Here is a 21730-nt window from a genome sequence, read left to right as displayed (position 1 = left end):
GCGCGCCGCCGCGTCCACCGCGTCACGTGCGTTGCGCACTGACTGACGGCGCTCGATGCGCGCCGTGCACGGCGACGATCCGGCCGCGCTAGCCGCGGCCGCGACGCAGGCGTATGGCTGCGTCGCGGGATGCGTCGTCGCTCAACGGCCTGCGCCCGAGCATGCGGCATGCACGCACGTATAGGCGGGCAAGTCATCGAATGCAAACGGACACGGGATAACCCACGCCTCAGATTTCCACCCGCGCCCCCACCTCGATCACACGATTGGCAGGCAGCTTGAAATACGCCGCCACATTGCCGACGTTGTGCAGCATCACCGCGAAGAGCCGCTCGCGCCACATCGCCATGCCCGCACCCGGAGTCGGCACGACGGTCGCACGGCTAAGGAAGTACGACGCCTCGTCCGGTTCGACCTCGAGACCGAGCGATTTCGCCGAGGCAAGTGCTTTCGGCAGATCGACCTCGTCTTTGAAACCATAGCGGATGGTGAGCTGATAACAGCCCTCGCACACGGTCTTCAGGCTGACGCGGTCCTGCTCCGCGACCCACGGTATCTCGTCGCTGATCACGGTGAGGAATACCACGCGTTTATGCAGCACATGGTTGTGGATCAGGTTGTTGACCAGCGCGTGCGGCACGCTGTCCGGGCTCGGTGTGAGAAAAATCGCCGTGCCGCCGACACGCACGGGATCGCGCGCCACCAGCTTCTCCAGATACGTCTTGAGCGGCATCGTGCCCGCGCGCACGCGCGCTTCGGCCAGCATGATTTCCCAGCCCCGGCCCCACGTCGCCATGATCGTGAAAACCACGAAGCCGATCGTCAGCGGGAACCAGCCGCCTTCGACGATCTTCAGCAAGTTCGCCGAAAAGAACGTCGCGTCGATCGCGAAAAAGAAAGCGGTCGCGAACACGCACAGCGCCCAGTTGTAATGCCACGCATAGCGCACGACGAAGAAGGTCAGCAGCGTCGTGATCAGCATCGTGCCCGTCACCGCGATGCCGTATGCCGAACCGAGCGCCGTCGACGAACCGAAGCCGAGCACGGCCGCGACCACGGCGGCGAGCAGCGTCCAGTTGATGCCCGGTACGTAGATCTGGCCGATTTCTTTCTCGGACGTGTACACGACGTTCATGCGCGGCAGGAAGCCGAGTTGCATCGCCTGCTTCGTCATCGAGTAAGTGCCGGAGATCACGGCTTGCGATGCGATCACCGTCGCGACCGTCGCGAGCACGATCATCGGATACAGCGCCCATTGCGGAAAGAGCAGGTAGAACGGGTTCTTCAACGCGGCGGGATTCGAAATCAGCAGCGCGCCCTGGCCAAGGTAGTTCAGCGCGAGCGCGGGGAAAACGAGCGCAAACCACGTGAGACGGATCGGCCGCGCGCCGAAGTGGCCCATGTCAGCATAGAGCGCCTCCGCGCCCGTCAGCGACAGCACGACGGCACCCAGCGCGACTAACGCGAGCCACTCGTGACGCAGGCAGAACGCGAGGCCGGCGAGCGGATCGAGCGCCGCGAGAATCGCGGGCGCGGCGACCACGTTCGTCACGCCCGTGACGGCCAGCACTGCAAACCACACGACCATCACGGGCCCGAACACCGCGCCGATGCCCGACGTGCCATGCTTTTGCATCACGAACAGCGTGACGAGCGCGATGAGCGTGACGGGTATCACGCAGGTCTTGAGAAACGGCGCGGCCACTTCCAGCCCTTCCACCGCGCTCAGCACGGAGATGGCGGGCGTGATGATGCTGTCGCCGTAAAACAGCGACGCGCCCATTACGCCGACGATCAGCAGCGCATGCCTCAACCGCGGCCGATCCGCGACCGACGAAGCGGCCAGCGCGAGCAGCGCCATGATCCCGCCCTCGCCGTGATTGTTCGCACGCAGAATCAGCGCCACGTACTTGAGCGACACGACGATGGTGAGCGACCAGAAAATCAGCGACACGATGCCGATCACGTTCAACGGCGTGAGCGGCAGTCCGCTCGACGGCTCGAATACGGTCTGCAACGTGTACAGCGGACTCGTGCCGATATCGCCATAGACCACACCCAGCGCGGCAAGCGCCAGCGAACGGAGCGCCGGCTTGTGCGGCGCAGGCGCGCCAATCGGATCAGCGCCGGGATGCGCGGCTGACAGGCTCATGTCTGCCTCCAGTGATCGCCATGTGATCGTTGACTATTGGCGGGCGATCTGAAAGCCGGATGAATGGTCGGACGTTTGCACGGCGCGCGACCTGTACTCGCGGCTCAATCCAGTATAGAAAGAGGCGCGCGAAAAGCGCAGCGAACGCATGCGCAGGTTGGCGGCAGCCGATGTGCGTTGGCTCACATATCTCGGTTCTGCTTAAGAAAGTGCATTGACGAGAGTCCGCGTACGGGCATAGAATTCTCATATCTCGAAATTTGAGGGGCGTTGCCTTGGACAGTTGCAGTAGTACGTTTTCGAACAGTTTCGCCGCCTGAACGGCAAGACGTCCGCGCCTTCCTCATTTAGCCGCCGTCTTGCCAGCAGGCAGACGGTGCGCGTCGCAGTTTCATCCTTCGTGCATCCTGTTTAGCGCTATCGGTTTGAACGCCGTGAGTGCGCAGCGCGTCCGCGCGTGATACGCAGCCGCGATCGCGGCGCCGTTTCGCGCGCCGGCGTGGGCGTACCCGTGCGTACGATGGCGCCCTGACAGGCGTATGTGCGCTGATGCCATCGCCACGCCGCTTGCCGTCGCGAAAGTCGATACGTCCGTGGCCACGCACCCCATAGACGTGCGTATCGCAAATGGCGATGCGTTTTACCCATCAACCGGGAGCCACCATGCCCGACAGTGACAGTCATCCGTTAAACCCGAACATGCCTTTGACGAACTGAGGCACCGCAAGCAAACGGCTATTCGATTCCATCGATTCTCCGGCGCTTGCCGCCTCGCACGCACGAGCCCTCGTGCTGGAGAACCGATATGCACTTCCTGCTCCTTTCGACCTTGCCTCAAACCCGCGAAGCACGCGCGCACTACGACGCGTTGCTTTCGCTGAAACACGAGCGACGCCTCGCACACGCGACGCTCGCCGACACGCTGCATCGCATCGCCGCCGCCCTGCTGGGAAAGCGCAGCGCGGCATAACGGAAATCATTCAAGCTATATCCGTTCAAGGGAGAATAACAATGGCAACGCCACCGCAAGCCCTGCCGACGCGCCCCGCCGTTCTCGACGACGCGCATGTCGGCGACATCCGCGGCGCGCTCGGCACGATCGCGCATCACGACACGGCGCCGCGCAACAGCTGGGGCGCGCGTCTGCGCACGCTGCTGGCAATCGTCGGCCCCGGCCTCATCGTGATGGTCGGCGACAACGACGCGGGCGCCTTCGGCACCTATACGCAAGCGGGACAGAACTACAGCACGACGTTGTTGTGGACGCTGCTGCTGCTCGTGCCCGTGCTGTACGTGAACCAGGAGATGGTGCTGCGCCTCGGCGCCGTCACGGGCGTCGGTCACGCGCGCCTGATCTTCGAACGCTTCGGCAAGTTCTGGGGCGCGTTCAGCGTGATCGACCTGTTCATCCTCAACGCGTTGACGATCGTCACCGAGTTCATCGGCATTACCTTTGTGCTCGACTTCTTCGGCGTGTCGAAGGTGGCGGGCGTGTGCATCGCGGCCGCGTTGACGATGGCCGCCGTGAGTACCGGCGACTTCAAGCGCTTCGAGCGCTTTGCGATCGTGCTGTGCCTGCTGAGCCTGCTGCTCGTGCCCGTGCTCGTGACAATTCATCCGCCCGTTTCGCAGATGACGCATCATCTGTTCATACCCGCATGGCCCGCGCACGCGAAACTCTCGGACGTGATGCTGCTCGTGATCGGCATCGTCGGCACGACGGTCGCGCCGTGGCAGCTGTTCTTTCAGCAAAGCTATGTGATCGACAAGCGAATTACGCCGCGCTTCATGAAGTATGAGAAGGCCGACCTGTGGATCGGCATCGTGTTCGTGCTGATCGGCGCGATCGCGATGATCTCGTTCAGCGCCGCGCTGTTCGGCGGCAAGCCGGAGTTCGGCCAGTTCACCGATGCAGGCGGCGTGATCGCCGGGCTCGAAAAATATGCGGGACGTACGCCTGCCGTACTGTTCGCGATTGCGCTGATCGACGCGTGCATCATCGGCGCGGCGGCTGTGTCGCTGTCGACGGCTTATGCGATCGGCGATGTGTTCAAGATCCGTCATTCGCTGCATCGCGGTGTCGCCGACGCGAAGGGCTTCTATCTCGTGTACTTCGGAATCGTCGCCGCTGCGGCGGGCCTGGTGCTGATTCCGGGCAGCCCGCTCGGTCTGCTGACGGAAGCCGTGCAGACGCTCGCGGGCGTGCTGCTGCCGAGCGCAACCGTGTTCCTGCTTCTGCTGTGCAACGATCGCGCCGTGCTCGGGCCGTGGGTCAACTCGAAGCGCCTGAATCTGTTCACGGGCGCCGTCGTCTGGGCGCTGGTGCTGCTGTCTGTCGTGCTGACGGCGTCGGTGGTGTATCCCGACATCAGCGGCCAGGCGATCATCGACATCCTGGCGGGCGGCACGCTGCTCGCCGTGGTCGCACTCGTGGCGGCGAGCGCACTGCGCCGTCTGCGCGGCGCGCCCGTGACGGAAAGCGTACCTGCGATCGGCAAGGCCGAGCGCACGATGTGGCGCACGCCGCCGCTCGACACGCTGCCGAGGCCGGTGATGACGCTGTCGCGGCGCATCTGGATGGGCGCGCTACGCGGCTATCTGGTGGTGGCCGTTGCGCTCGTGATCGTGAAGGTCGTGCAACTCGCATTGACCTGAGCCGGGTCAGAACACTCTCACGTGACTTTGAAACCGTCCCGATACCAAGACGCGAACTGTAGTGGCACAGGATCGCCGCCGATCCACGGTGCAGGTTTCTGCCGACGCAATGCAAGGCAGCAGCGAACGCGATCGGCGTTGCATTGCGGTTGATGGGACGTGGATCGGCTTCCACGCGCACCTGTCGAATTCCTCGGAATGACGCCGATCAATGCGGCAGCCACGTCAGCGGATCGACCGGCTTGCCGTCCTTGCGCACTTCGAATTGAATGGACGGCACACCATTGCTGTCCGTGCCCACTTCACCAACCGGCTGACCTTGCGTGACGGCGTCGCCTTCCTGCACCAGCAGCCGGCTGTTCTGGCCGTAGGCCGTGATCAGCGTGTCGTCGTGCTTGATGATGACGAGCGGCCCATATGCCTCGATGCCCGTGCCCGCGTAGACCACGCGCCCCGTCGCGGCGGCGCGCACCTGATCGCCGGGACGTCCGCCGATCACGATGCCTTTCGACTTGCCCGGCACGAACGTCTTGAGAATCGGTCCGCGCAGCGGCCACGCCAGCACGATCTGCGGCTGGGCAGCCGGTCCGGGTTGAACGGCCGTGGTAGAAGGCACGGGTGTCGGCACGGGCGTGGTCTGGGCGTAGGTGGGCGGCCCGACGCGCAGCAACTGGCCGGGCGCGACGGGCGACGATACCGTCAGCCCGTTCCACACCGCGAGATCCTGCGTGCGCTGGCCGTACGCACCCGCAATGCTTTGCAGCGTATCGCCCGGATTCACCCGATAGAACCCGGCGGGCACGCCGCTGGCGGCGGCGCCGCCGGGAGTCGTCCGGTAGGCGGGCGCGGAAGCCTGCTGCGGTTCCCACGGGTACGTGGTGCACGCGCCGAGCATGCTCGCGACGGCGAGCGAGATCAAAGCCTGCGTGACGACGTATTGCCGTTTTACTGTCATTTTTGTGGCCCTCGACGCGGTGTGGGACGGAACGGCGCTTGGCTTGGCTGCCCGTCGTTTGAACGTGTAGCGGGATATGCAGTGCAAATATTATGCCTCGGTCGCCGGACGGGAAAATGACGGCCGGCAAACGTGAACCCCACGGGCCTTACATGTTTCTTTACAGGCGCATCCGAGTCGTGAAAAGACAGCGCTCTGAACACCCTTTACGACTGTGCGTGTCATTCTTTTTGCAATCCAAATCAATTTTCGCCGTGGGTGAATAACGCAAGATCATACGCTGCCTTCTGACTCGATCACGAGAATGCGCGCCTCGCCTATAGGATGCGCGACATGCTCGGTACCGACCGATGCATGGAACACATCGCCCGTTTCGAGCACCGTCGAATGCTCGACGCCGGCTTCGCGATAGCGCATCTCCACGCGTCCGTGCAAGACGGCGAATACTTCCTCGCCATCGTTGACATGCCACTTGTAGGGCTGATCTGTCCAGTGCAGGCGAGTGGTGATGCCATTCATATTGGCGATATCGAGCGCGCCCCATGCGCGATCTGCAGTAAAAGTGCTGCTTCGGACGATCTTCATGGCAAGCGTGCGCAATCACGGGTGGTTGGACTGCTCATTATAGTGTTGCTCGCGATCATGCACGTCTCTTGCTCACCTACCCGGAGATGACCGTTGCATGCGGCTTGCGTGCCATTGCATAGCTGGAGTGCTCGCCTATACTGAACTTTGCCGCAGTCAATGAAATGCGCATGTCCGTAAGCCGGTGCGCGGCGCGACGGTTCATCCACTTCAGCGTTTCCGTTTAACGAGGAGGTCTCATGAACAAGGCGTTGTTTCTTGCCGTGCAGTTGAACGTCGATGAGATGACTTCATCGCCCGCGCTGGTCGAACTGCTCAACGCCCATCTCGTCTTTGCTGTCGATGTCGCCGAGGCCGCCGATGCCCTCGTGCAACTGGCAAGCGTGCGCCGCCTGTCGAGCGGCGTGGAAGCGAGCGTCGAAATTCCCGCGGTCGCGCTCGAGCAGCTGCGCGAGGCACTCGAAACGCTCAGCGAATACGATCAGTCGTGGTTGTTCGCGCTGGAGCCGGACGGTGCGTTATTCGACGACATCGCACGCGGGCAACGCACGCTGCACTGATGCGCCTGCAAACCTGAAGAGGATGGCTTCCCGGCCGCCTACCGAGGACCGATCGTGAAAAATCTTTTGAACATGCGCCGCGCCGCCGTCGGCAATGGTGCAGCGGCGCACCTTCATTTTCCGCCGCGACACTCTGCGCCATCCGCCAGCCAAACCGAACCTGCTCGACTCGACGACCCGCCTGCGAGCGAAAGCGATGCGAGTGCAACCATCGATGAGCGGCCCACGAGCCAGCTCCCGCGTCCCGTCACGCCGCTGCATGCGGTACCCGTCACGCCTTCCGCGCCGAATGGGCGCGCCGTACAGCAGGCAGACGCAAACGATGTAGAACGCATGGCCAACGACGCGGAACTCAAGACGTTCCATACGTTTCGCACTTTTGATTATTCCGTCAGCCTGCTGTTTTATCCAAAAGAACTGAAATACTACGTCGCGCTGTTCGAGGACGACCGCATGTGGCGCGTGCTCACCACGAGCGACATGAACACGGCGAAACAGCTCTTTCATCACATGCAGGAACAGGCCACACGGCTTGCAGACGGCGAGACGCGCCGTCTGCAACTGGAAGCACAGAACGAGCAGTTGAAGCGTTTGATCACCGAGGCCGAAGCGCACGCCGAGCGGCTGCGTCAAGGCTTGCAGCGCACGACCGAGCAGGATCAGGCCGTGACGGGCAGGCAGCATCAGTTGCGCAAGGATCTCGCGCAACTCGAAGCACAACGCACGGCAGCGCAGGCACAGTTGAACAAGGCGCATCGCCAGGTGCATCAGCTGAACGTCGCGAACAACGAAGCGATTCCGCATATTCCGCGCTGATGCGACGGGCGAATCTCTTCAGTTGCGCGTGTCTTTTTTCCAGGCTGGACGAAAAGGGAATGAAAAAAACGCCCGTCAGGGTCGACCTGACGGGCGTCTTTTTACTCTGTTTGCATGCCTGCGACGGTTGAAGCTCGCGGACCTCGACCGCCCTCTGCTGCGCTGCTGAGAATTTAGTTGCCGAAGAATACCGAACGCGGGCCCTTCTCATCGGCCAGCGAGCGGCCGGCTTGTGACGTGCCGTTGGTCTGCACGCCGTATCCCGTTGCCGTGGCTTGCGCGACGTCTTGCGCGTGGACTTTTGCTTCGGCGGCCTGGATGTTGTTCGGGTAGTTCTGTCGATCGGACAGCGGGTCGTAGCCGGCCTTTTCCAGACGGGCCAGATCGGCGCGAACTTCAGCGCGTGTCAATGGCTGCTGGCTCGACTGTGCGAACGATGCAACGGGAGCGGCAACAGCGGCGGCGAGAACGACTGCGGAAATCAGGGCTTTCATGGATAACCTCCGAGAACTTGTTTTTTGGTTCGCTTCGAACACCGTGTTCGTCAGCGTTGATACAAGTTTATGGAAGGCGACGCCCTAGGGAAATCCCTTATCCGGCGAAACTATGTTGCTGCAACTGAAACAATCACGCGGTTTTCAGGACCGCTCTGCCTGTTTTGGGTCGGATGAATGCAACGCTGTGCTCCAGAACTCGTGCGCCGAATGAAACAATCGTGCCCGGGCGGCGGACCGCGCAAAGCAAAACGCCCCGGCGCGATGCGGGTGCCGGGGCGTTTTGACCTTCACGAACCCCGCCTGCAATAGACGGGCATCCGTCAGCCGATTCCTCAGGACCAGTTCGCGTGAAAGCTGCCCGGCTTGTCGAGGCGCTCGAACGTATGCGCACCGAAGAAGTCGCGCTGCGCCTGAACGAGATTCGCGGGCAGACGCGCCGAACGGTAACCATCGAAGTACGCGATCGCCGACGAGAACGCCGGCACGGGCACGCCCGCCGTCGTCGCCGCGATCACGACGTCGCGCAGCGCCTGCTGGTAGTTCGCCGCGATGTCGCGGAAGTACGGATCAAGCAGCAGGTTGGCGATCTGCTTGTCCTTCGTGTAGGCATCAGTGATCTTCTGCAGGAAACGGGCGCGGATGATACAGCCGGCGCGGAAGATCTTCGCGATCGTGCCGTAATCCAGATCCCACTTGTATTCGTCCGAAGCCGCGCGCAGCTGGGCGAAGCCCTGTGCATACGAAATGACCTTGCTGAAGTACAGCGCGCGGCGCACGGCTTCGATGAACGCGGCACGGTCGCCGGAAAACGGCTTCGCAGCCGGGCCTTCCAGCACCTTGCTCGCGGCGACGCGCTGATCCTTCAGCGACGACAGCACGCGCGCGAACACGGCTTCCGTGATCAGCGGCAGCGGCGCGCCGAGGTCGAGCGCATTCTGGCTCGTCCATTTGCCCGTGCCCTTCTGCGCGGCGCGGTCCATGATCACGTCGACGAGATCCTTGCCCGTCTCGTCGTCCTTCTTGTCGAAGATCTTCGACGTGATCTCGATCAGGTAGCTGTCCAGCTCGCCCTTGTTCCACTCGGTGTAGACGGCGCCCAGTTCCTCGTTCGACAGGCCGACCACCTGCTTGAGCACCGCGTAGCTTTCGGCAATCAGCTGCATATCGCCGTATTCGATGCCGTTGTGCACCATCTTCACGAAATGACCCGCGCCGTCCGGACCCATGTACGCAACGCACGGCTCGCCGTCCGGCGCCTTCGCGGCGATTTCCGTGAGGATCGGCGCGACGAGGTCGTAGGCTTCGCGCTGGCCGCCCGGCATGATCGACGGGCCCTTGAGCGCGCCCTCTTCGCCGCCCGATACCCCCGTGCCGATGAAGTGCAGGCCCGATTTCGCGAGTTCCTGGTTGCGGCGGATCGTGTCGGTGAAATGCGTGTTGCCGCCGTCGATCAGGATATCGCCCTTCTCCAGCAGCGGACGCAGCGACGCGATCGTCGCGTCGGTGCCTTCGCCCGCCTTGACCATCATCAGAATGCGTCGCGGCTTTTCCAGCGATGCGACGAACTCTTCCAGCGTGTAGGTCGGAACCAGCTTACGGTCGGGAAACTCCGCGATCAGTTCGTCGGTTTTCTCGCGGGTGCGGTTGAACACGGATACCGCGTGACCTCGGCTCTCGATGTTCAGCGCCAGATTCCGGCCCATCACCGCCAGCCCCACTACGCCGATTGCCTGTTTGCCCATGTGAATTCTCCAGATTCCACCGCAACGCGGCGGTAAGTCGTGAAGCTGCGCCCACCATCAAGGCACAGCGTCGAGGATGAAAGAATAAAAGAAATGACGGGATGCCGCTCGCGTACTCCCCGCCCGTCATGCTCATGACGGGCATGGGCGGTGCGTGCTGGCTTTCGACACTGCGGGTTCATCCGGCTGCGTCGTGCTGCGTTGCCTGCGCTGTCCTGCCGCTCGTCTAGAGCTCAGTTCGCCCAACGCGCCGCACAGGCGGCGTGCAAGCAGTCCGGGCCAGTGCCGATTCAAGCGTCAGACCCGCCGCCGCGGCTAACGTTTCCTGAACACCAGGCTTAAGTTATTGGCAGGCATCTCGACGGCTTCGTCTGCGTCAAAGCCCGCTGCATCCGCCAGCGCCATCACGGCTTCCATGTCGCGTACGCCCCATGCGGGATTGCGGCTTCGCAGCTGCGCGTCGAACGCGGCGTTGCTCGGTGCGGTATGCGCGCCGCCGCGCCGATAAGGCCCGTACAGAAACAGCACGCCGCCCGGCCCCAGCAACCGTCCCGCGCCGCTCATCAGCGCCTGGGCCGATTCCCACGGCGAGATGTGAATCATGTTGATGCAGACGACGGCGTCGGCGGCATCGATGCTCCACGACGCGTTCCGCACGTCGAGCGCGAGCGGCGCGCGCACGTTGGCAAGGCCGCTATGCGCGGTCCATGCGGCAATCGACGCGCGCGCCTCTTCGTCGAGATCGCTCGGCTGCCAGACGAGTTGCGGCAGCGCCGCTGCGAAATGGACGGCGTGCTGCCCCGTGCCGCTCGCGATCTCGAGCACGGTGCCCGTCGCGGGCAGCACCCGTTCAAGCACGGCGAGGATCGGCTCGCGGTTGCGTTCGGTGGCGGGCGCGTGCTGGCGCAGCTTCGGGTCGGGCGTAGTCATCGTGATTCAGTACAGGCTGGCGCGGATGCGTTCGGCAAGGTCGCGATCATACGCGAGCGCATCGAAAGTCTCACCGAAAATCCGCTTGTGCATGTCGCCGGCACTCGGCAGTTGCGAGCGCTCGACATGCCGCGCCGGATCCCACAGCTTCGAGCGCACGAGCGCTTTCGAGCAGTGAAAGTAAACGGCGTCGATATCGACGATCAGCACGGAGCGCGGCAGCTTGCCGTCGACCGCGAAGCTTTCGAGTAGCGCCGGTTCGGCCGACACGCGCCCGCGCCCGTTCACGCGCAACGTCTCGCCGACACCCGGCACGACGAACAGCAGCCCCACTTGCGGATTGACGATCACATTGCGCAGGCTATCGATGCGGTTGTTGCCGACGCGGTCGGGAATCGCCAGCGTGCGCTCGTCGATCAGCCGCACGAAACCGGGCGTGTCGCCGCGCGGTGAGCAGTCCAGGCCGCCGGGCCCCGCCGTCGCCAGCACGATGAACGGCGCGTGCTCGATGAACGCGCGATAGCAGTCGTTGACGTACGGAATCTCCTTGCGCACCGAGCGCTCGTGCGGCAACCCGTACAGCGCTTCGAGTTCTTCGATCGATGTCAGCATCGGCGTTCCTGTTTGAATTGACGTATGACGGATGCGCGCACGAATCAGCCGGACGCGAGATTCGCTGCGAGCGCGGCGAGTGCATCGCCGCACGGCGCTTCTACTTTCAGCGACAGCAACGCGTCGGCACGCGTGCGCCCCAGGTTGATCGCGGCGATCGGCTTGCCCCTCTTCTGCGCCCACATGCAGAAGCGGTAGCCGGAATACACCATCAGTGACGAGCCGACGACGAGCATCGCATCAGCGGCATCGAGCGCGTGCGACGCCGCTTCGACGCGCGGCTTCGGCACGTTTTCGCCGAAGAACACGACGGCAGGCTTCAGCAGGCCGCCGCAATCCGGGCACGCCGGCACGCGAAACGAGCCCAGATCGTGCCATTCGAGATGCGCATCGCCGTCGGCGGCGGGCTCGGCGATCACATCGAGCAGCGCTGGATTCTCGTCGATCAGCTTCTGCTGAATTGCCGCGCGACCGTGGTGCGCGCCGCAATCGAGGCATGTCACTTCGCCGATGCTGCCGTGCAGTTCGATCACGTCGCTGCTGCCCGCACGCTGATGCAGGCCATCGACGTTCTGCGTGACCAACGTGCGCGCATGCCCGGCCGCTTCGAGCCGCGCGAGCGCGCGGTGCGCCGCGTTCGGCTCTGCCTTCGCGACGACGGGCCAGCCGACCGTGCTGCGCGCCCAGTAGCGCTGACGCGACGCGATGGAACCGAGGAAGTCCTGCAGCGTAATGGGCGGCGAGCGTTTCCATTCGCCGTTTTCGTCGCGATAGCCGGGGATGCCGGAATCGGTGCTGATGCCCGCGCCCGTCAGCACGAAGAGCCGCGGGTAGCGTTCGACGAAATCTTGCAGCGCGGCGAGCGTGTGAGGTTCGATCAGCGTAGACATGAGGTCGATAGAGCGAGCGGACGTGGATGGCACGACGGGCATGCAGGCTCAGCGCTTGCGGCGCGGCTTGCCTTCGCGCCGGGCATGCCGCGCCTCCCATGCCGCCAGCGCCGCGCGATATCGCGTGAGCTCCTCGTCGTACAGATCGAACACGCACGGATCGCAGCCGCTATGGCAGCAATCGTCGGGATCGGGCCGTTTGGGCGGCGCGGGGCGCGGGTCGTCGGCGGGCGCGTTCGGGCGCGGCGCCTCGTCAGCAGTCACATCCGCTTCCAGTGGTTCGGGAGGCGTCCAGTATAAGTCGGGTGACGTTGCCGCGCTCGCGTCACGCTCGCGTCAAGCGTGCCTCACGTCTGCGCCGCGACTGCGTCGTGCGTACCTTACCCGCGCCCGACGAACGGCATCTTGCTCGCCATGATCGTCATGAACTGCACGTTCGCCGAAAGCGGCAGGTTCGCCATGTGCAGCACGGCGTCGGCCACATATTCGACGTCCATCAGCGGTTCGACGGCGATCGTGCCGTTGGCTTGCGGCACGCCGCGCGCCATCCGCTCGGCCATCTCCGTCGCCGCGTTGCCGATGTCGATCTGGCCGCACACGATGTCGTAAGGCCGGCCGTCGAGCGACACCGATTTCGTGAGGCCCGTGATGGCGTGCTTGGTCGCCGTGTAGGCGATGCTCAAGGGCCGCGGCGCATGCGCGGAGATCGAGCCGTTGTTGATGATGCGGCCGCCGCGCGGCGTTTGCGCCTTCATCATCCCGAACGCCGCGCGGGTGCACAGGAACACACCCGTCAGGTTCGTATCGACGACGGAGCGCCAGTCGTCGAGTTCGATCTGGTCGATTTCGACGGGCGGCGCATTGCGCCCCGCGTTGTTGAACAGCACGTCGAGCCGGCCGTAACGCAGCCGGATCGCGTCGAACAGCGCGGCGACGCTCGCCGCATCCGTCACGTCGCAGGCGACGGCGAACGCGTCCTTGCCTTGCTGTTGCGCTTGGGTTGCGAGCGCATCGAGGGGGGCCTGCCTGCGCCCCGTGAGCACGACGCTATAGCCGTTGGCGAGCAGCTTGAGCGCGGTCGCCCGGCCGATGCCGCTGCCCGCGCCCGTCACGAGCGCCACCTTGTCCGTTTTCGTCGCTTCCGAGGTCTGCGTCACACCTTATCTCCATTGTGCTGCGCGCGACACCGCGCGACGCGGACGGGTCAGTCGAGCGCCCGGTCGTTCGGCTTCGCGAACAGCTGTTTCATCTCCGCCGACAACGGGTAGTTCAGGTTGATGCCCTTCGGCGGAATGGGTTGCGTGAACCACTTCTGATAGAGATTCGCCGCTTCGCCCGAAGTTTGCAAGCGCGCGATCACGCCGTCCGTGAGTCTCTTGAAGCCGGGATCGTCCTTGCGGAACATGCAGCCATACACTTCGGACATCGGCGACGTGCCCGTGATCAGGTACTCGTCCGCATTCGCTTCCTTCGCCTTCGCGCCGTAAAGCAGCGGATCGTCCATCACGAACGCGACGGCTCGCCCCGTCTTCACGTTGAGGAACGACTCGGCGTGATCCTTTGCGCTGATGAGCCGCATGTTCATCGACTTCTCGGCGTTCATCTGCCGCAACAGACGCTCTTCGGACGTGCCCGCCGTCGTCACCACCGTTTTGTTTGCCAGATCGCCGAAGTCCTTCACGCCCGACTCCTTCTTCACGATCATGCGCACGCCGTATTGAAAGAAGCTGTTCGAGAACGCGACCTGGTTATCGCGCTCTTTCGTGTGCGTGGTCGAGCCGCATTCGATGTCGATCGTACCGTTCTGCACGAGCGGTATCCGGTTCTGCGACGTAATGGGAATCTCGCGCACCTTGAGGTCGGGAAGATTGAGTTCCTTCTTCACCTCATCGACGATCTTCAACGCGATCGCCTGCGAATAGCCGATCACATGCTGCTGTTCGTCGTAGTACGAAAACGGCACCGACGATTCGCGCACGCCCAGCGAAATCGCGCCCGTTTCGCGGATCTTTTTCAGCGTCGCGCTCGGCTCCTGCGCGCAAGCGTTGCCGACGGCGACGGCCCATGCGACGAATGCCGCGCACTTTGCGATGTTTGTTTTCAAGTTGTGTGTCTCCTGTTGTGTGGATGTATGTGCAACGAATTCAGCGGTCATATGCGTAGGCCGCGATATCGACGGACGCCGGCCGGCCCGCGATCATATCCGCGATCACGCGTGCGCTGCCGCATGCAAGCGTGAAACCCAGCGCGCCGTGACCCGTGTTAAGCCAGAGATTGCCGTACGGCGTCCTGCCGATCAGCGGCTTCGAATCGGGCGTGGCTGGCCGGTGGCCGCACCAGGCCTGCGCGTTCGCGTAGTCGCCGGCAGCGGGAAAGATCTCCTGCGCCTGGCGCTTGAGAAGTTCGATGCGCGCAGCCCGCTGCACGTCGGGCAAGCCCGCGATCTCGACCATCCCGGCAATCCGCAGACGCTCGCCAAGCGGCGCGAATACCACTTTGCGATGCAGGTCCGTCACGCTCACACGCGGTGCGTGGCGCGGATCGGCGTCGTCGATCGTAAGGCTGTAGCCCGTCAGAGGATAAATGGGCAGGCGCACGCCGAGCGCAGCGACGAGCGGCACGCTGCCGAGCCCCAACGCGACCACGAATGCATCGGCTTCAATATCGCCCGATGCCGTGCGCGCCGCGACGATGTGCGGCCCTTTCCTGACCAGTTCGCGCACGCGCGTGTCGTAGTGAAAGGTCACGCGATGACGCGCTCGCAACGCATCCGCCAGCGCGACGCTGAAGCGCTGGCAGTCGCCCGCTTCTTCAGACGGCGTGTGAATGCCGCCCGCGATCAACGGCTGCGCATGCGCGAGCGCGGGTTCGAGCATGGCGCACTGACTGCCGTCCAGCGCGCGCTGATCCGAGCCAGCCGCGACGAGCCGCTCCATCTTGTGCCGCGCTCGTTCGAAATCGTGCGAATCGCGATACACGACGAGCTTGCCGTTGCGCACGTAGTCGAACGCAATCGACTCGCGTTCGACGATCTCATGCAAGGCCGCCTTGCTAAGCGCGCCGAGGCTCAACATCTCGAGCGCCGTCTGCCGCGCGCGATGGCTGCGGCACGCGAGCAGGAAGGCGGCGCACCAGCGCCATTGCTGCGCATCGAAACGCGGCACGAAGCGCAGCGCGGAATCGCGTTGCAGCAGCCACGCTGGCAACTTCGGCAGCACGGCGGGGTCGGCAAGCGGCGCGACATAGCTGTAGCTCAGTTGCCCGCCGTTGGCGAAGCTCGCTTCGAGCGCCGCGCCGCCGCGGGCTTCGACGACCGTCACGTCGTGGCCGTCGCGGGCCAGACTCCAGGCCGTCGTCAGTCCGACGACGCCTGCTCCGAGGACACATACGCGCATGAATGCTCAAACCTTGCGATTGCATTGCCGGCGAGTGTCGCGCACCGATATCGGCGCAGCAATTGACGAGATGTGATGCTGTATAACCTCGGGTTAAGGCAGGCACATCGGTGATGCCGGCTTCACGCGAAACGTGCGCGCAGCACGTCGACGAATGCGTTGCCTGCCTTCGAACTCAGACCGCCGTCGCGCCACAACGCGAACACGCCAACCGACAGCGGCGGCGCGAGGGGTCTCACGCTCACGGCTTCCGCACCGCTGCTTGCCGTCAACTCGTCGAGCAGCGCATGTCCGATACCACGCGCGGCGAGCGCGCGGGCGACATGCCAGGTGTGCGCCTCCACAGATGGCGCGCGACCGTCGAGCCCCAATGCTTCCAGCGCATTGCCGATCATCTCGCCCAGCGGATCCGCATCGCCGATGCTGATCCAGTCGCCTTCGACGACCGCTTGCAGCGTCGTCGGCTGATCGTCTGTGTCTTCGCGGTCGTCTGCGGGCGGACCGACGCACACGACGGGCGTGCGCCCCAGTTCGACCGACGCGATGCCCGGCCGCGCGGGCGGACTGAGCGCCACAGCCAGATCGAGTTCGCGCGTGAGCAGCGCGTTCAGCAGTTCCTCCGTGTGGCGCGTCTGGATGCGCATCGACACGCGTGGATACGCCACGCGAAACGCCTCGACGGCGGACGGAATCACGCTCAGGCCGAGACTCGGCAGACAGCCGATGCGCAAATGCCCTTCCGGCTGCAGCGCCAGGTTGCGCGCGAGATCGCGAATGCTGTCGAGATTCGCCTGGAGTTTCTGCGTTTCGGAGAACAGCAGCTCGGCTTCGCGCGTCGGCTGAAGGCGGCCGTGAACGCGGTTGAAGAGCATGAGGCCCGCGCTGCGCTCGGCGTGGGCGAGCACCTTGCTGACGGCAGGCTGCGACACGCACAACAGCTCGGCTGCCTTCGACAGCGAGCCGGTACGCATGACGGCGTGAAAAACTTCGATGTGGCGCAGGCGCATGGCGCGAATTCGCAAGCGGCGGAGCGGTGAAAAGGCGTCAAGGATACCGGGTTTCGGCGGCGACTTTCTCTTTCCAACCCTCCCCGTTTCGAGACGCGTCACGCGCGAATGGTATCGTTCGCGTTTGACGTGTATCAAGAAAGTCTGACGGTTGCGCCATCGCGAAGTCCGGCAGATCCAACGCATCATGAATCAACCGAATCCGCCGCAGCCGCATGCCGCCGCCCACTCAGCGCCCGCGCGGCGCTGGCCCAGCAATGGCAATCCGCCGATGTTCAACGCCACCATCGGGTGGCATGTCGCGATGCTGGCCGGCTGGGCGCTCGCGCCTGCCGCGTGGCCGTGGTGGCTCGCTGGCATCGTCGCGAGCCATGTGGCGGTCGTGTCGATCGGCTTGTGGCCGCGCTCGTCGCTGCTCGGGCCGAACTGGACGCGCCTGCCCGACACGCCGCGCAATGCCGACGCTGTCGCGCTGACGATCGACGACGGTCCCGATCCCGTCGTCACGCCACAGGTGCTCGACCTGCTCGACGCGCATGGCGTGCGCGCGACGTTTTTCTGCATCGGCGCACGCGCGCAGCGTCATCCTGCGCTGATGCGCGAGATCGTCGCGCGTGGGCACGACGTCGAAAATCACTCGCAGGCGCACGTGCACACGTTCTCGGTTACGCTGCCGGGCGGTCTGACACGCGAAATCGACGCCGCGCAACGCACGCTCGAAACACTGACCGGCGAGCGCCCGATGTTCTTCCGCGCGCCCGCCGGCCTGCGCAACCTGTTTCTCGAGCCGGTGCTGCAGAAGCTCGACTTGCGACTCGCCGCCTGGACGCGCCGTGGCTTCGATACGCGCGAACGCAACCCGGAGCGCGTGCTGGCACGCCTCGTCGACGGCCTCGCGGCGCGCGACATCCTGCTGCTGCACGATGCGAGCGCCGCAACAGGCGCGTCGGGCAAGCCAGTCGTGCTCGACGTGCTGCCGCGCCTGATCGACACCGTGCACGCGCGCGGACTGCGCTTCGTGACGCTGCGCGACGCGGCAGGCGCCTGAAGCGCGCCGCGTGACAGTGCGAAACCCTAGGTGCGCCGCCGGATCAGGTGATAGATGAGCAGCAGCACGATCGCGCCGATGATCGACGCGATCCAGCCCGCGGCCTGCCCCGGCCGATACCAGCCGAGCGCACGCCCGATGTAGCCCGCCAGCAGCGAGCCGGCAATGCCGAGAACGATCGTCATGATGAGACCCATGCTGTCGTCGCCCGGCTTCAGCGCGCGCGCAATCAGACCGACGACCAGGCCGACGACTATCGTGCCAATGAGGGAAAGCATGCGAACCTCCTTCAGAGTTATCACTACATTGCCCTGCCACTGCCTGCCATGGACGGACTAAACGGCTGGACCGTCCGCCTGTTGCCCTTCGCCACTGTACAGCGTCGACGCACACGCCATCGGACACGGCACATCGAACGCACGCCATCGCTCGTTCGTTCGTGGCGAACATTTCACGTCAGTCGCGGATAATCAGAAACGGAAATCGGCGGCCATGTCTTCGTCCGTCCGTGCCTCGAGATCGCCGCTGCGGCACGCTTTCATGAACACGTCATAATCGCGCTCGACCTGATCGGCATAGGCCGACGCATACTCGGCGAGCGCTTCCGCGAACTGGTCGCTACGTCCAATATATGCGGCGATCTCGATCGCCTTGCCGCCCGCTTTTGCATGTGCACGCGCCAGCGCCCAGCCGCAAAGCCGCGCGTAACCGTTCAGCTGCTCGACGTCGAACAGTTCGATGCTGGGCACGAGCTTCATGTCGCGCCACTGTCGGATATAGAACGGGCGCCCCGACGGCCCCGTCGACCAGCCCAGAAAGATATCGCTCGCTGCCTGAAGCATGCGCTGGCCCAGCACGATGCGCTCGCCCTCGTGCTTCGTCTCGGACTTGCGCGTCCCCGCGTTGAAATGTTGCGAGACCACCGAGCGCCGCGCCTCCTTGATCTGCAGAAAGAGCGGCTTGCCGTGCGGGTCGGCGGCGAGCAGCACGAGACAGCGCGTGCCCACCTCGCCGACGCCGGCCACCTTGAACGCGAGATCGTGCAGCGCGAACTGCCCGAGCAACTCGCGGCGGTCTTCGTCGAGCGTCCTCAGATAGTCCTGATACGTCTCACGGATCAGCCTGTTCCAGTCGCCCGTCTTGAACCAGTCGTCTTGCGCATCGAACAGCGTGTTCGAGCCATGCACATGAAAAAGGCCGGGCGGCATCTCGCGCATCACGTAACGGTCGCCATCGCGCTCCGCTAGCCTGTCGAGCATGCTCTCGTGCGTGCGGGCGGCCGCCTTTTCCATTGCGCGCCGGATCAGCCGGCGATTCTCGGCATTCACGGCCGTGTCGACCATGCGGTCGAACGTAATCCGCTCGCACCACAGTTCCAGCGCACCCCAATGCGCATACTGCGCGATGCGATCGCGATACTGGTTGACGGCCGCCATCACGAGATCGTGAGCGGCGCCCCGGCTAAGGCGCATGTGCCGCCCGGCGAGCACGAAGCTCACGGCGAGGCGCTTGAGATCCCATTCGAACGGCGCGGTCGACACCTCGTCGAAATCGTTCATGTCGAAAATCAGCTGGCGTTCGGGCGTCGCGAAACCGCCGAAATTCAGCAGATGCGCGTCGCCACAGATGGGCAGCGTAAGCGTCGTGTGCGGCGTCAAGCTCAGATCGTGCGCCTGCAGGATCGCGCTGCCGCGAAAGAACGCGAACGGCGACGCCATCATGCGCCCGTAGCGCAGCGGCACGAGGCGCTCGACGCGTCCTTCACTGCTTTGCCTGAGCAGGTCGATGGGATGGCGATGCATGGGACCGATCGCGCGATGACTGGAACGTTTTGCGTGTTCCCGGGCCGCGCGCCCGCTGGTTTCCCGTTCCGCGATGGTGCTGGCCTTCATGCTTTTCTCCGTTCTGGTGAATCGGCTTGCATCGGGAGCGCTGCAACCGCGGGCCGACGGCGCGTCGAACGTTGGACGGCTGTGGGCTGGCGGACATATTCGCCGCGGTCGTGTTGCACTGCACACCGAAAAAGGGGCGCGCACGTCCAGCGATGGACTGTATTAAATCTCGCGGCGCACACCCGCGCAAGTCCACGCGCCGCGGCGCAATGGCGACCCGTAGGCAGCGATGGCGCCCGGCGCGCCATCGCATAGCCGCATCACAAGAAGCGCGGCGGCAACGGCAACGGACGCGGCAAGTATCGCTGAGTATCCGAAAAAATGAATGCCTCTTGATGCGATAAGCGGCGCGCGCTTTCGCGACTTGCCCCCCGCGCCGGCGATGCGAACCGACCGCCTTGCGCGTAACCATGTCTTGGCTCGCTTTTCATTGCGTTCTGACAAAGCTGCACGCTTTTTAGGACATGCCTCATATTCGCCGGCACGCCTGCACGACAAAATCGCGCGCTTTCGACCTTCGACCCGCAGCGTCACGCCTGCTGCGCCATCGCCGTGAACCTGCTCCCGCTCAAACGCTCCAGCATCGCCTGCTTCGCGCTCCTGACTGCCGCCTGCTCGTTCTTCGTGCCGCGTTCGGAGTCGTCGAACGATGTGCCCGTGAACAACACGCTCGTCATCGCTCCCGCTCGCGGATTTGCGTACATGCCCGCGCTCGATGGCCATATCACCGCGAACCGGATCGCCAACACGGCGACAACGTCGATCGTGACGAAGAAGGGCGTCAACGCGGCCGTGCGCGATGCCGTCGTGTCCGCGTGGCGCAAATCGGGCATTGCCGTGACAACGCACGACAAGCTGGTGCTGAGCGGCCGGATCGAAGTGCTCTCGGTCGACGATGCGCGCTCGCCCGCCGCATGGTCGATGACAGTCTGCTACGTCGTCACCAATGAGTCGACGAACGAAACCGTGTACGTGAAGCGCAACACGGTGCATCTGTACCGCCAGAAGTTCACCAACCCCGCGTTCGCAATCGACGACGTCGTCAAGCTCAGCGTCGATACGCTCGTCAGGGATCCGTCGTTCCATCGGGCGCTTCAGCCCGTGCAGTAACGCGGCGGCACGCCCTCGCTTCGGCGGCACGCCCTCGCTTCTTTACGCTCCGCGGCGCGCGCTTTTCGGCAGCCGCCCAGGGGCGGCTGGCGTTTCGCTACAATTACAGATTCCCTATCTGAATTCGTCGCCGCACCGCACCGCGCCGTCGCAACGCGCGCCGCGCGGCGGCTCCATCCGAGCGAGCCGTCATGTCTCTCACCGCCTGGCTGTTCTTTCTCCCCGCGTGCTTCGCGATCAACATGGCGCCCGGCCCCAACAATCTGCTGTCGATCAACGTCGCGGCGCGGCACGGCTTCGTGACCGCGTTCGTGGCGGGAAGCGGGCGGCTGGTGGCGTTCGCCTGCATGCTGATGCTCGCAGCAACGGGCCTTGCCGTCGTGCTGCATGCGTCCGAACTGTTCTTCCTCGCGATCAAGCTGACGGGTGCCGCCTATCTGATCTGGCTCGCCATCCAGCTCTGGCGCAGCGACGCAGGACCGATGGACGCGCTCAGGCAGGACGACGCATCGCTGTGGCGCATTGCACGTCAGGAGTGCTTCGTGGCGGCGGGCAATCCGAAGGCGATTCTCGTGTTCACCGCGTTTCTGCCGCAATTCGTCGATATTGCGAAGCCGATGCTGCCGCAGTTCGCCGTGCTCGGCGCGAGCTTTCTCGTGCTCGAATGGTTTGCGATTGCGCTCTATTCGTGGGCGGGCGTGTATCTCGGCAAATGGTTGACGCGCGCCGCCGTGCGCCGCTGGTTCAACCGCTGCTGCGGCGCATTTCTCGGCGCTATCGGCGTGAGCTTTTTGCTGGTGCGGCGCACCACCTGAGCGGCCGTCGGGGCGCGTGGCCGTATGAAAAGAAAAAGCGGATCGCGCGATCCGCTTTTTTCATGGCGA

The 21730-nt window shown here is 64.2% G+C and carries 23 protein-coding genes; 7 read left to right on the top strand and 16 right to left on the bottom strand.

Annotated features, from left to right (window positions below):
* Window positions 1–229: 229 nt before the first annotated feature.
* Window positions 230–2152 (bottom strand): potassium transporter Kup, encoded by a 1923-nt coding sequence (locus tag BPHY_RS23725; RefSeq protein ID WP_012404001.1) that lies wholly within the window; start codon window positions 2150–2152, stop codon window positions 230–232.
* Window positions 2153–2957: 805 nt separating this feature from the next.
* On the opposite strand from BPHY_RS23725, the gene BPHY_RS41875 reads away from it, so the two are divergent.
* Entirely contained in the window at window positions 2958–3122 is a 165-nt protein-coding gene (locus tag BPHY_RS41875; RefSeq protein WP_157686679.1) for a hypothetical protein, read from the top strand.
* 41 nt (window positions 3123–3163) lie between these two features.
* The gene (locus BPHY_RS23715; protein WP_012403999.1) at window positions 3164–4807 is read left to right on the top strand and encodes an NRAMP family divalent metal transporter; all 1644 of its coding nucleotides are present in this window, start codon (window positions 3164–3166) and stop codon (window positions 4805–4807) included.
* A gap of 208 nt (window positions 4808–5015) precedes the next feature.
* On the opposite strand, the gene BPHY_RS23710 is transcribed toward BPHY_RS23715, so the two are convergent.
* Together BPHY_RS23710 and BPHY_RS23705 are read right to left on the bottom strand one after the other, a co-directional pair.
* Window positions 5016–5762, bottom strand: a complete 747-nt coding sequence (locus tag BPHY_RS23710; RefSeq protein WP_012403998.1) for a peptidoglycan DD-metalloendopeptidase family protein — start codon at window positions 5760–5762, stop codon at window positions 5016–5018.
* A gap of 273 nt (window positions 5763–6035) precedes the next feature.
* Window positions 6036–6347 carry a cupin domain-containing protein gene (locus tag BPHY_RS23705; RefSeq protein WP_012403997.1) on the bottom strand — a complete coding sequence of 104 codons (312 nt, stop codon included), beginning with the start codon at window positions 6345–6347 and terminating at the stop codon, window positions 6036–6038.
* 239 nt (window positions 6348–6586) lie between these two features.
* Between BPHY_RS23705 and BPHY_RS43275 the strand changes: the two genes are divergently transcribed.
* Complete coding sequence (locus BPHY_RS43275) at window positions 6587–6907, top strand: hypothetical protein (protein ID WP_012403996.1); 321 nt, start codon at window positions 6587–6589, stop codon at window positions 6905–6907.
* Window positions 6908–6961: 54 nt separating this feature from the next.
* Window positions 6962–7723, top strand: coding sequence for a DUF2968 domain-containing protein (locus tag BPHY_RS23695; protein ID WP_244257759.1), 762 nt, complete (start codon window positions 6962–6964; stop codon window positions 7721–7723).
* 173 nt (window positions 7724–7896) lie between these two features.
* Here the strand turns inward: BPHY_RS23695 and BPHY_RS23690 are convergent, their stop codons facing one another.
* The 10 genes from BPHY_RS23690 to BPHY_RS23645 form a co-directional block, all read right to left on the bottom strand.
* The gene (locus BPHY_RS23690; protein ID WP_012403994.1) at window positions 7897–8217 is read right to left on the bottom strand and encodes a DUF4148 domain-containing protein; all 321 of its coding nucleotides are present in this window, start codon (window positions 8215–8217) and stop codon (window positions 7897–7899) included.
* 335 nt (window positions 8218–8552) lie between these two features.
* Complete coding sequence (gene gndA / locus BPHY_RS23685; protein WP_012403993.1) at window positions 8553–9962, bottom strand: NADP-dependent phosphogluconate dehydrogenase; 1410 nt, start codon at window positions 9960–9962, stop codon at window positions 8553–8555.
* 315 nt (window positions 9963–10277) lie between these two features.
* On the bottom strand, window positions 10278–10892 hold the full coding sequence (locus BPHY_RS23680; RefSeq protein ID WP_012403992.1) for a DUF938 domain-containing protein: 615 nt from the start codon (window positions 10890–10892) through the stop codon (window positions 10278–10280).
* A 6-nt stretch (window positions 10893–10898) separates the two neighbouring features.
* Window positions 10899–11504, bottom strand: a complete 606-nt coding sequence (locus BPHY_RS23675; RefSeq protein WP_012403991.1) for a pyridoxamine 5'-phosphate oxidase family protein — start codon at window positions 11502–11504, stop codon at window positions 10899–10901.
* A 44-nt stretch (window positions 11505–11548) separates the two neighbouring features.
* Window positions 11549–12394, bottom strand: a complete 846-nt coding sequence (locus BPHY_RS23670) for an NAD-dependent protein deacetylase (protein ID WP_041764599.1) — start codon at window positions 12392–12394, stop codon at window positions 11549–11551.
* A gap of 48 nt (window positions 12395–12442) precedes the next feature.
* The gene (locus BPHY_RS23665) at window positions 12443–12658 is read right to left on the bottom strand and encodes an oxidoreductase-like domain-containing protein (RefSeq protein ID WP_012403989.1); all 216 of its coding nucleotides are present in this window, start codon (window positions 12656–12658) and stop codon (window positions 12443–12445) included.
* Window positions 12659–12774: 116 nt separating this feature from the next.
* The gene (locus tag BPHY_RS23660) at window positions 12775–13551 is read right to left on the bottom strand and encodes an SDR family oxidoreductase (protein WP_012403988.1); all 777 of its coding nucleotides are present in this window, start codon (window positions 13549–13551) and stop codon (window positions 12775–12777) included.
* Between the two features lie 47 nt (window positions 13552–13598).
* Window positions 13599–14498, bottom strand: a complete 900-nt coding sequence (locus BPHY_RS23655) for a glutamate/aspartate ABC transporter substrate-binding protein (protein ID WP_012403987.1) — start codon at window positions 14496–14498, stop codon at window positions 13599–13601.
* A gap of 40 nt (window positions 14499–14538) precedes the next feature.
* Window positions 14539–15789 carry a D-amino acid dehydrogenase gene (locus tag BPHY_RS23650; RefSeq protein WP_012403986.1) on the bottom strand — a complete coding sequence of 417 codons (1251 nt, stop codon included), beginning with the start codon at window positions 15787–15789 and terminating at the stop codon, window positions 14539–14541.
* A gap of 122 nt (window positions 15790–15911) precedes the next feature.
* Entirely contained in the window at window positions 15912–16796 is an 885-nt protein-coding gene (locus tag BPHY_RS23645) for a LysR family transcriptional regulator (RefSeq protein WP_012403985.1), read from the bottom strand.
* 187 nt (window positions 16797–16983) lie between these two features.
* Here BPHY_RS23645 and BPHY_RS23640 point away from each other — a divergent pair, with 187 nt between their 5' ends.
* Window positions 16984–17844 (top strand): polysaccharide deacetylase family protein, encoded by an 861-nt coding sequence (locus BPHY_RS23640; protein WP_012403984.1) that lies wholly within the window; start codon window positions 16984–16986, stop codon window positions 17842–17844.
* Between the two features lie 26 nt (window positions 17845–17870).
* Here the strand turns inward: BPHY_RS23640 and BPHY_RS23635 are convergent, their stop codons facing one another.
* From BPHY_RS23635 to BPHY_RS41870, 3 genes are all read right to left on the bottom strand, one after another.
* Window positions 17871–18122 (bottom strand): GlsB/YeaQ/YmgE family stress response membrane protein, encoded by a 252-nt coding sequence (locus tag BPHY_RS23635; RefSeq protein WP_012403983.1) that lies wholly within the window; start codon window positions 18120–18122, stop codon window positions 17871–17873.
* A 192-nt stretch (window positions 18123–18314) separates the two neighbouring features.
* Window positions 18315–19736 carry a DUF2252 domain-containing protein gene (locus tag BPHY_RS23630; protein WP_012403982.1) on the bottom strand — a complete coding sequence of 474 codons (1422 nt, stop codon included), beginning with the start codon at window positions 19734–19736 and terminating at the stop codon, window positions 18315–18317.
* A gap of 530 nt (window positions 19737–20266) precedes the next feature.
* The gene (locus BPHY_RS41870) at window positions 20267–20440 is read right to left on the bottom strand and encodes a hypothetical protein (RefSeq protein WP_167538883.1); all 174 of its coding nucleotides are present in this window, start codon (window positions 20438–20440) and stop codon (window positions 20267–20269) included.
* Here BPHY_RS41870 and BPHY_RS23625 point away from each other — a divergent pair.
* Both BPHY_RS23625 and BPHY_RS23620 read left to right on the top strand, forming a co-directional pair.
* On the top strand, window positions 20439–20846 hold the full coding sequence (locus tag BPHY_RS23625) for a hypothetical protein (RefSeq protein WP_157686790.1): 408 nt from the start codon (window positions 20439–20441) through the stop codon (window positions 20844–20846). The two genes, BPHY_RS41870 and BPHY_RS23625, sit on opposite strands and share 2 nt — an antisense overlap.
* 191 nt (window positions 20847–21037) lie before the next feature.
* Window positions 21038–21661 carry a LysE family translocator gene (locus tag BPHY_RS23620; protein WP_012403979.1) on the top strand — a complete coding sequence of 208 codons (624 nt, stop codon included), beginning with the start codon at window positions 21038–21040 and terminating at the stop codon, window positions 21659–21661.
* Window positions 21662–21730 lie beyond the last annotated feature (69 nt).

Source organism: Paraburkholderia phymatum STM815, assembly GCF_000020045.1.
Lineage (GTDB): Bacteria > Pseudomonadota > Gammaproteobacteria > Burkholderiales > Burkholderiaceae > Paraburkholderia > Paraburkholderia phymatum.
The sequence above is the reverse complement of the archived record's forward strand: the minus strand, read 5'-3'. Positions and strand labels throughout refer to the sequence as shown.

Coding starts and splice junctions, on each gene's coding strand:
- BPHY_RS23725 (WP_012404001.1), bottom strand. CDS start 2,152: ATGAGCCTGTCAGCCGCGCATCCCGGCGCTGATCCGATTGGCGCGCCT.
- BPHY_RS41875 (WP_157686679.1), top strand. CDS start 2,958: ATGCACTTCCTGCTCCTTTCGACCTTGCCTCAAACCCGCGAAGCACGC.
- BPHY_RS23715 (WP_012403999.1), top strand. CDS start 3,164: ATGGCAACGCCACCGCAAGCCCTGCCGACGCGCCCCGCCGTTCTCGAC.
- BPHY_RS23710 (WP_012403998.1), bottom strand. CDS start 5,762: ATGACAGTAAAACGGCAATACGTCGTCACGCAGGCTTTGATCTCGCTC.
- BPHY_RS23705 (WP_012403997.1), bottom strand. CDS start 6,347: ATGAAGATCGTCCGAAGCAGCACTTTTACTGCAGATCGCGCATGGGGC.
- BPHY_RS43275 (WP_012403996.1), top strand. CDS start 6,587: ATGAACAAGGCGTTGTTTCTTGCCGTGCAGTTGAACGTCGATGAGATG.
- BPHY_RS23690 (WP_012403994.1), bottom strand. CDS start 8,217: ATGAAAGCCCTGATTTCCGCAGTCGTTCTCGCCGCCGCTGTTGCCGCT.
- gndA (WP_012403993.1), bottom strand. CDS start 9,962: ATGGGCAAACAGGCAATCGGCGTAGTGGGGCTGGCGGTGATGGGCCGG.
- BPHY_RS23680 (WP_012403992.1), bottom strand. CDS start 10,892: ATGACTACGCCCGACCCGAAGCTGCGCCAGCACGCGCCCGCCACCGAA.
- BPHY_RS23675 (WP_012403991.1), bottom strand. CDS start 11,504: ATGCTGACATCGATCGAAGAACTCGAAGCGCTGTACGGGTTGCCGCAC.
- BPHY_RS23670 (WP_041764599.1), bottom strand. CDS start 12,394: ATGTCTACGCTGATCGAACCTCACACGCTCGCCGCGCTGCAAGATTTC.
- BPHY_RS23650 (WP_012403986.1), bottom strand. CDS start 15,789: ATGCGCGTATGTGTCCTCGGAGCAGGCGTCGTCGGACTGACGACGGCC.
- BPHY_RS23645 (WP_012403985.1), bottom strand. CDS start 16,796: ATGCGCCTGCGCCACATCGAAGTTTTTCACGCCGTCATGCGTACCGGC.
- BPHY_RS23640 (WP_012403984.1), top strand. CDS start 16,984: ATGAATCAACCGAATCCGCCGCAGCCGCATGCCGCCGCCCACTCAGCG.
- BPHY_RS23635 (WP_012403983.1), bottom strand. CDS start 18,122: ATGCTTTCCCTCATTGGCACGATAGTCGTCGGCCTGGTCGTCGGTCTG.
- BPHY_RS23630 (WP_012403982.1), bottom strand. CDS start 19,736: ATGAAGGCCAGCACCATCGCGGAACGGGAAACCAGCGGGCGCGCGGCC.
- BPHY_RS23625 (WP_157686790.1), top strand. CDS start 20,439: ATGCCCGCGCTCGATGGCCATATCACCGCGAACCGGATCGCCAACACG.
- BPHY_RS41870 (WP_167538883.1), bottom strand. CDS start 20,440: ATGTACGCAAATCCGCGAGCGGGAGCGATGACGAGCGTGTTGTTCACG.
- BPHY_RS23620 (WP_012403979.1), top strand. CDS start 21,038: ATGTCTCTCACCGCCTGGCTGTTCTTTCTCCCCGCGTGCTTCGCGATC.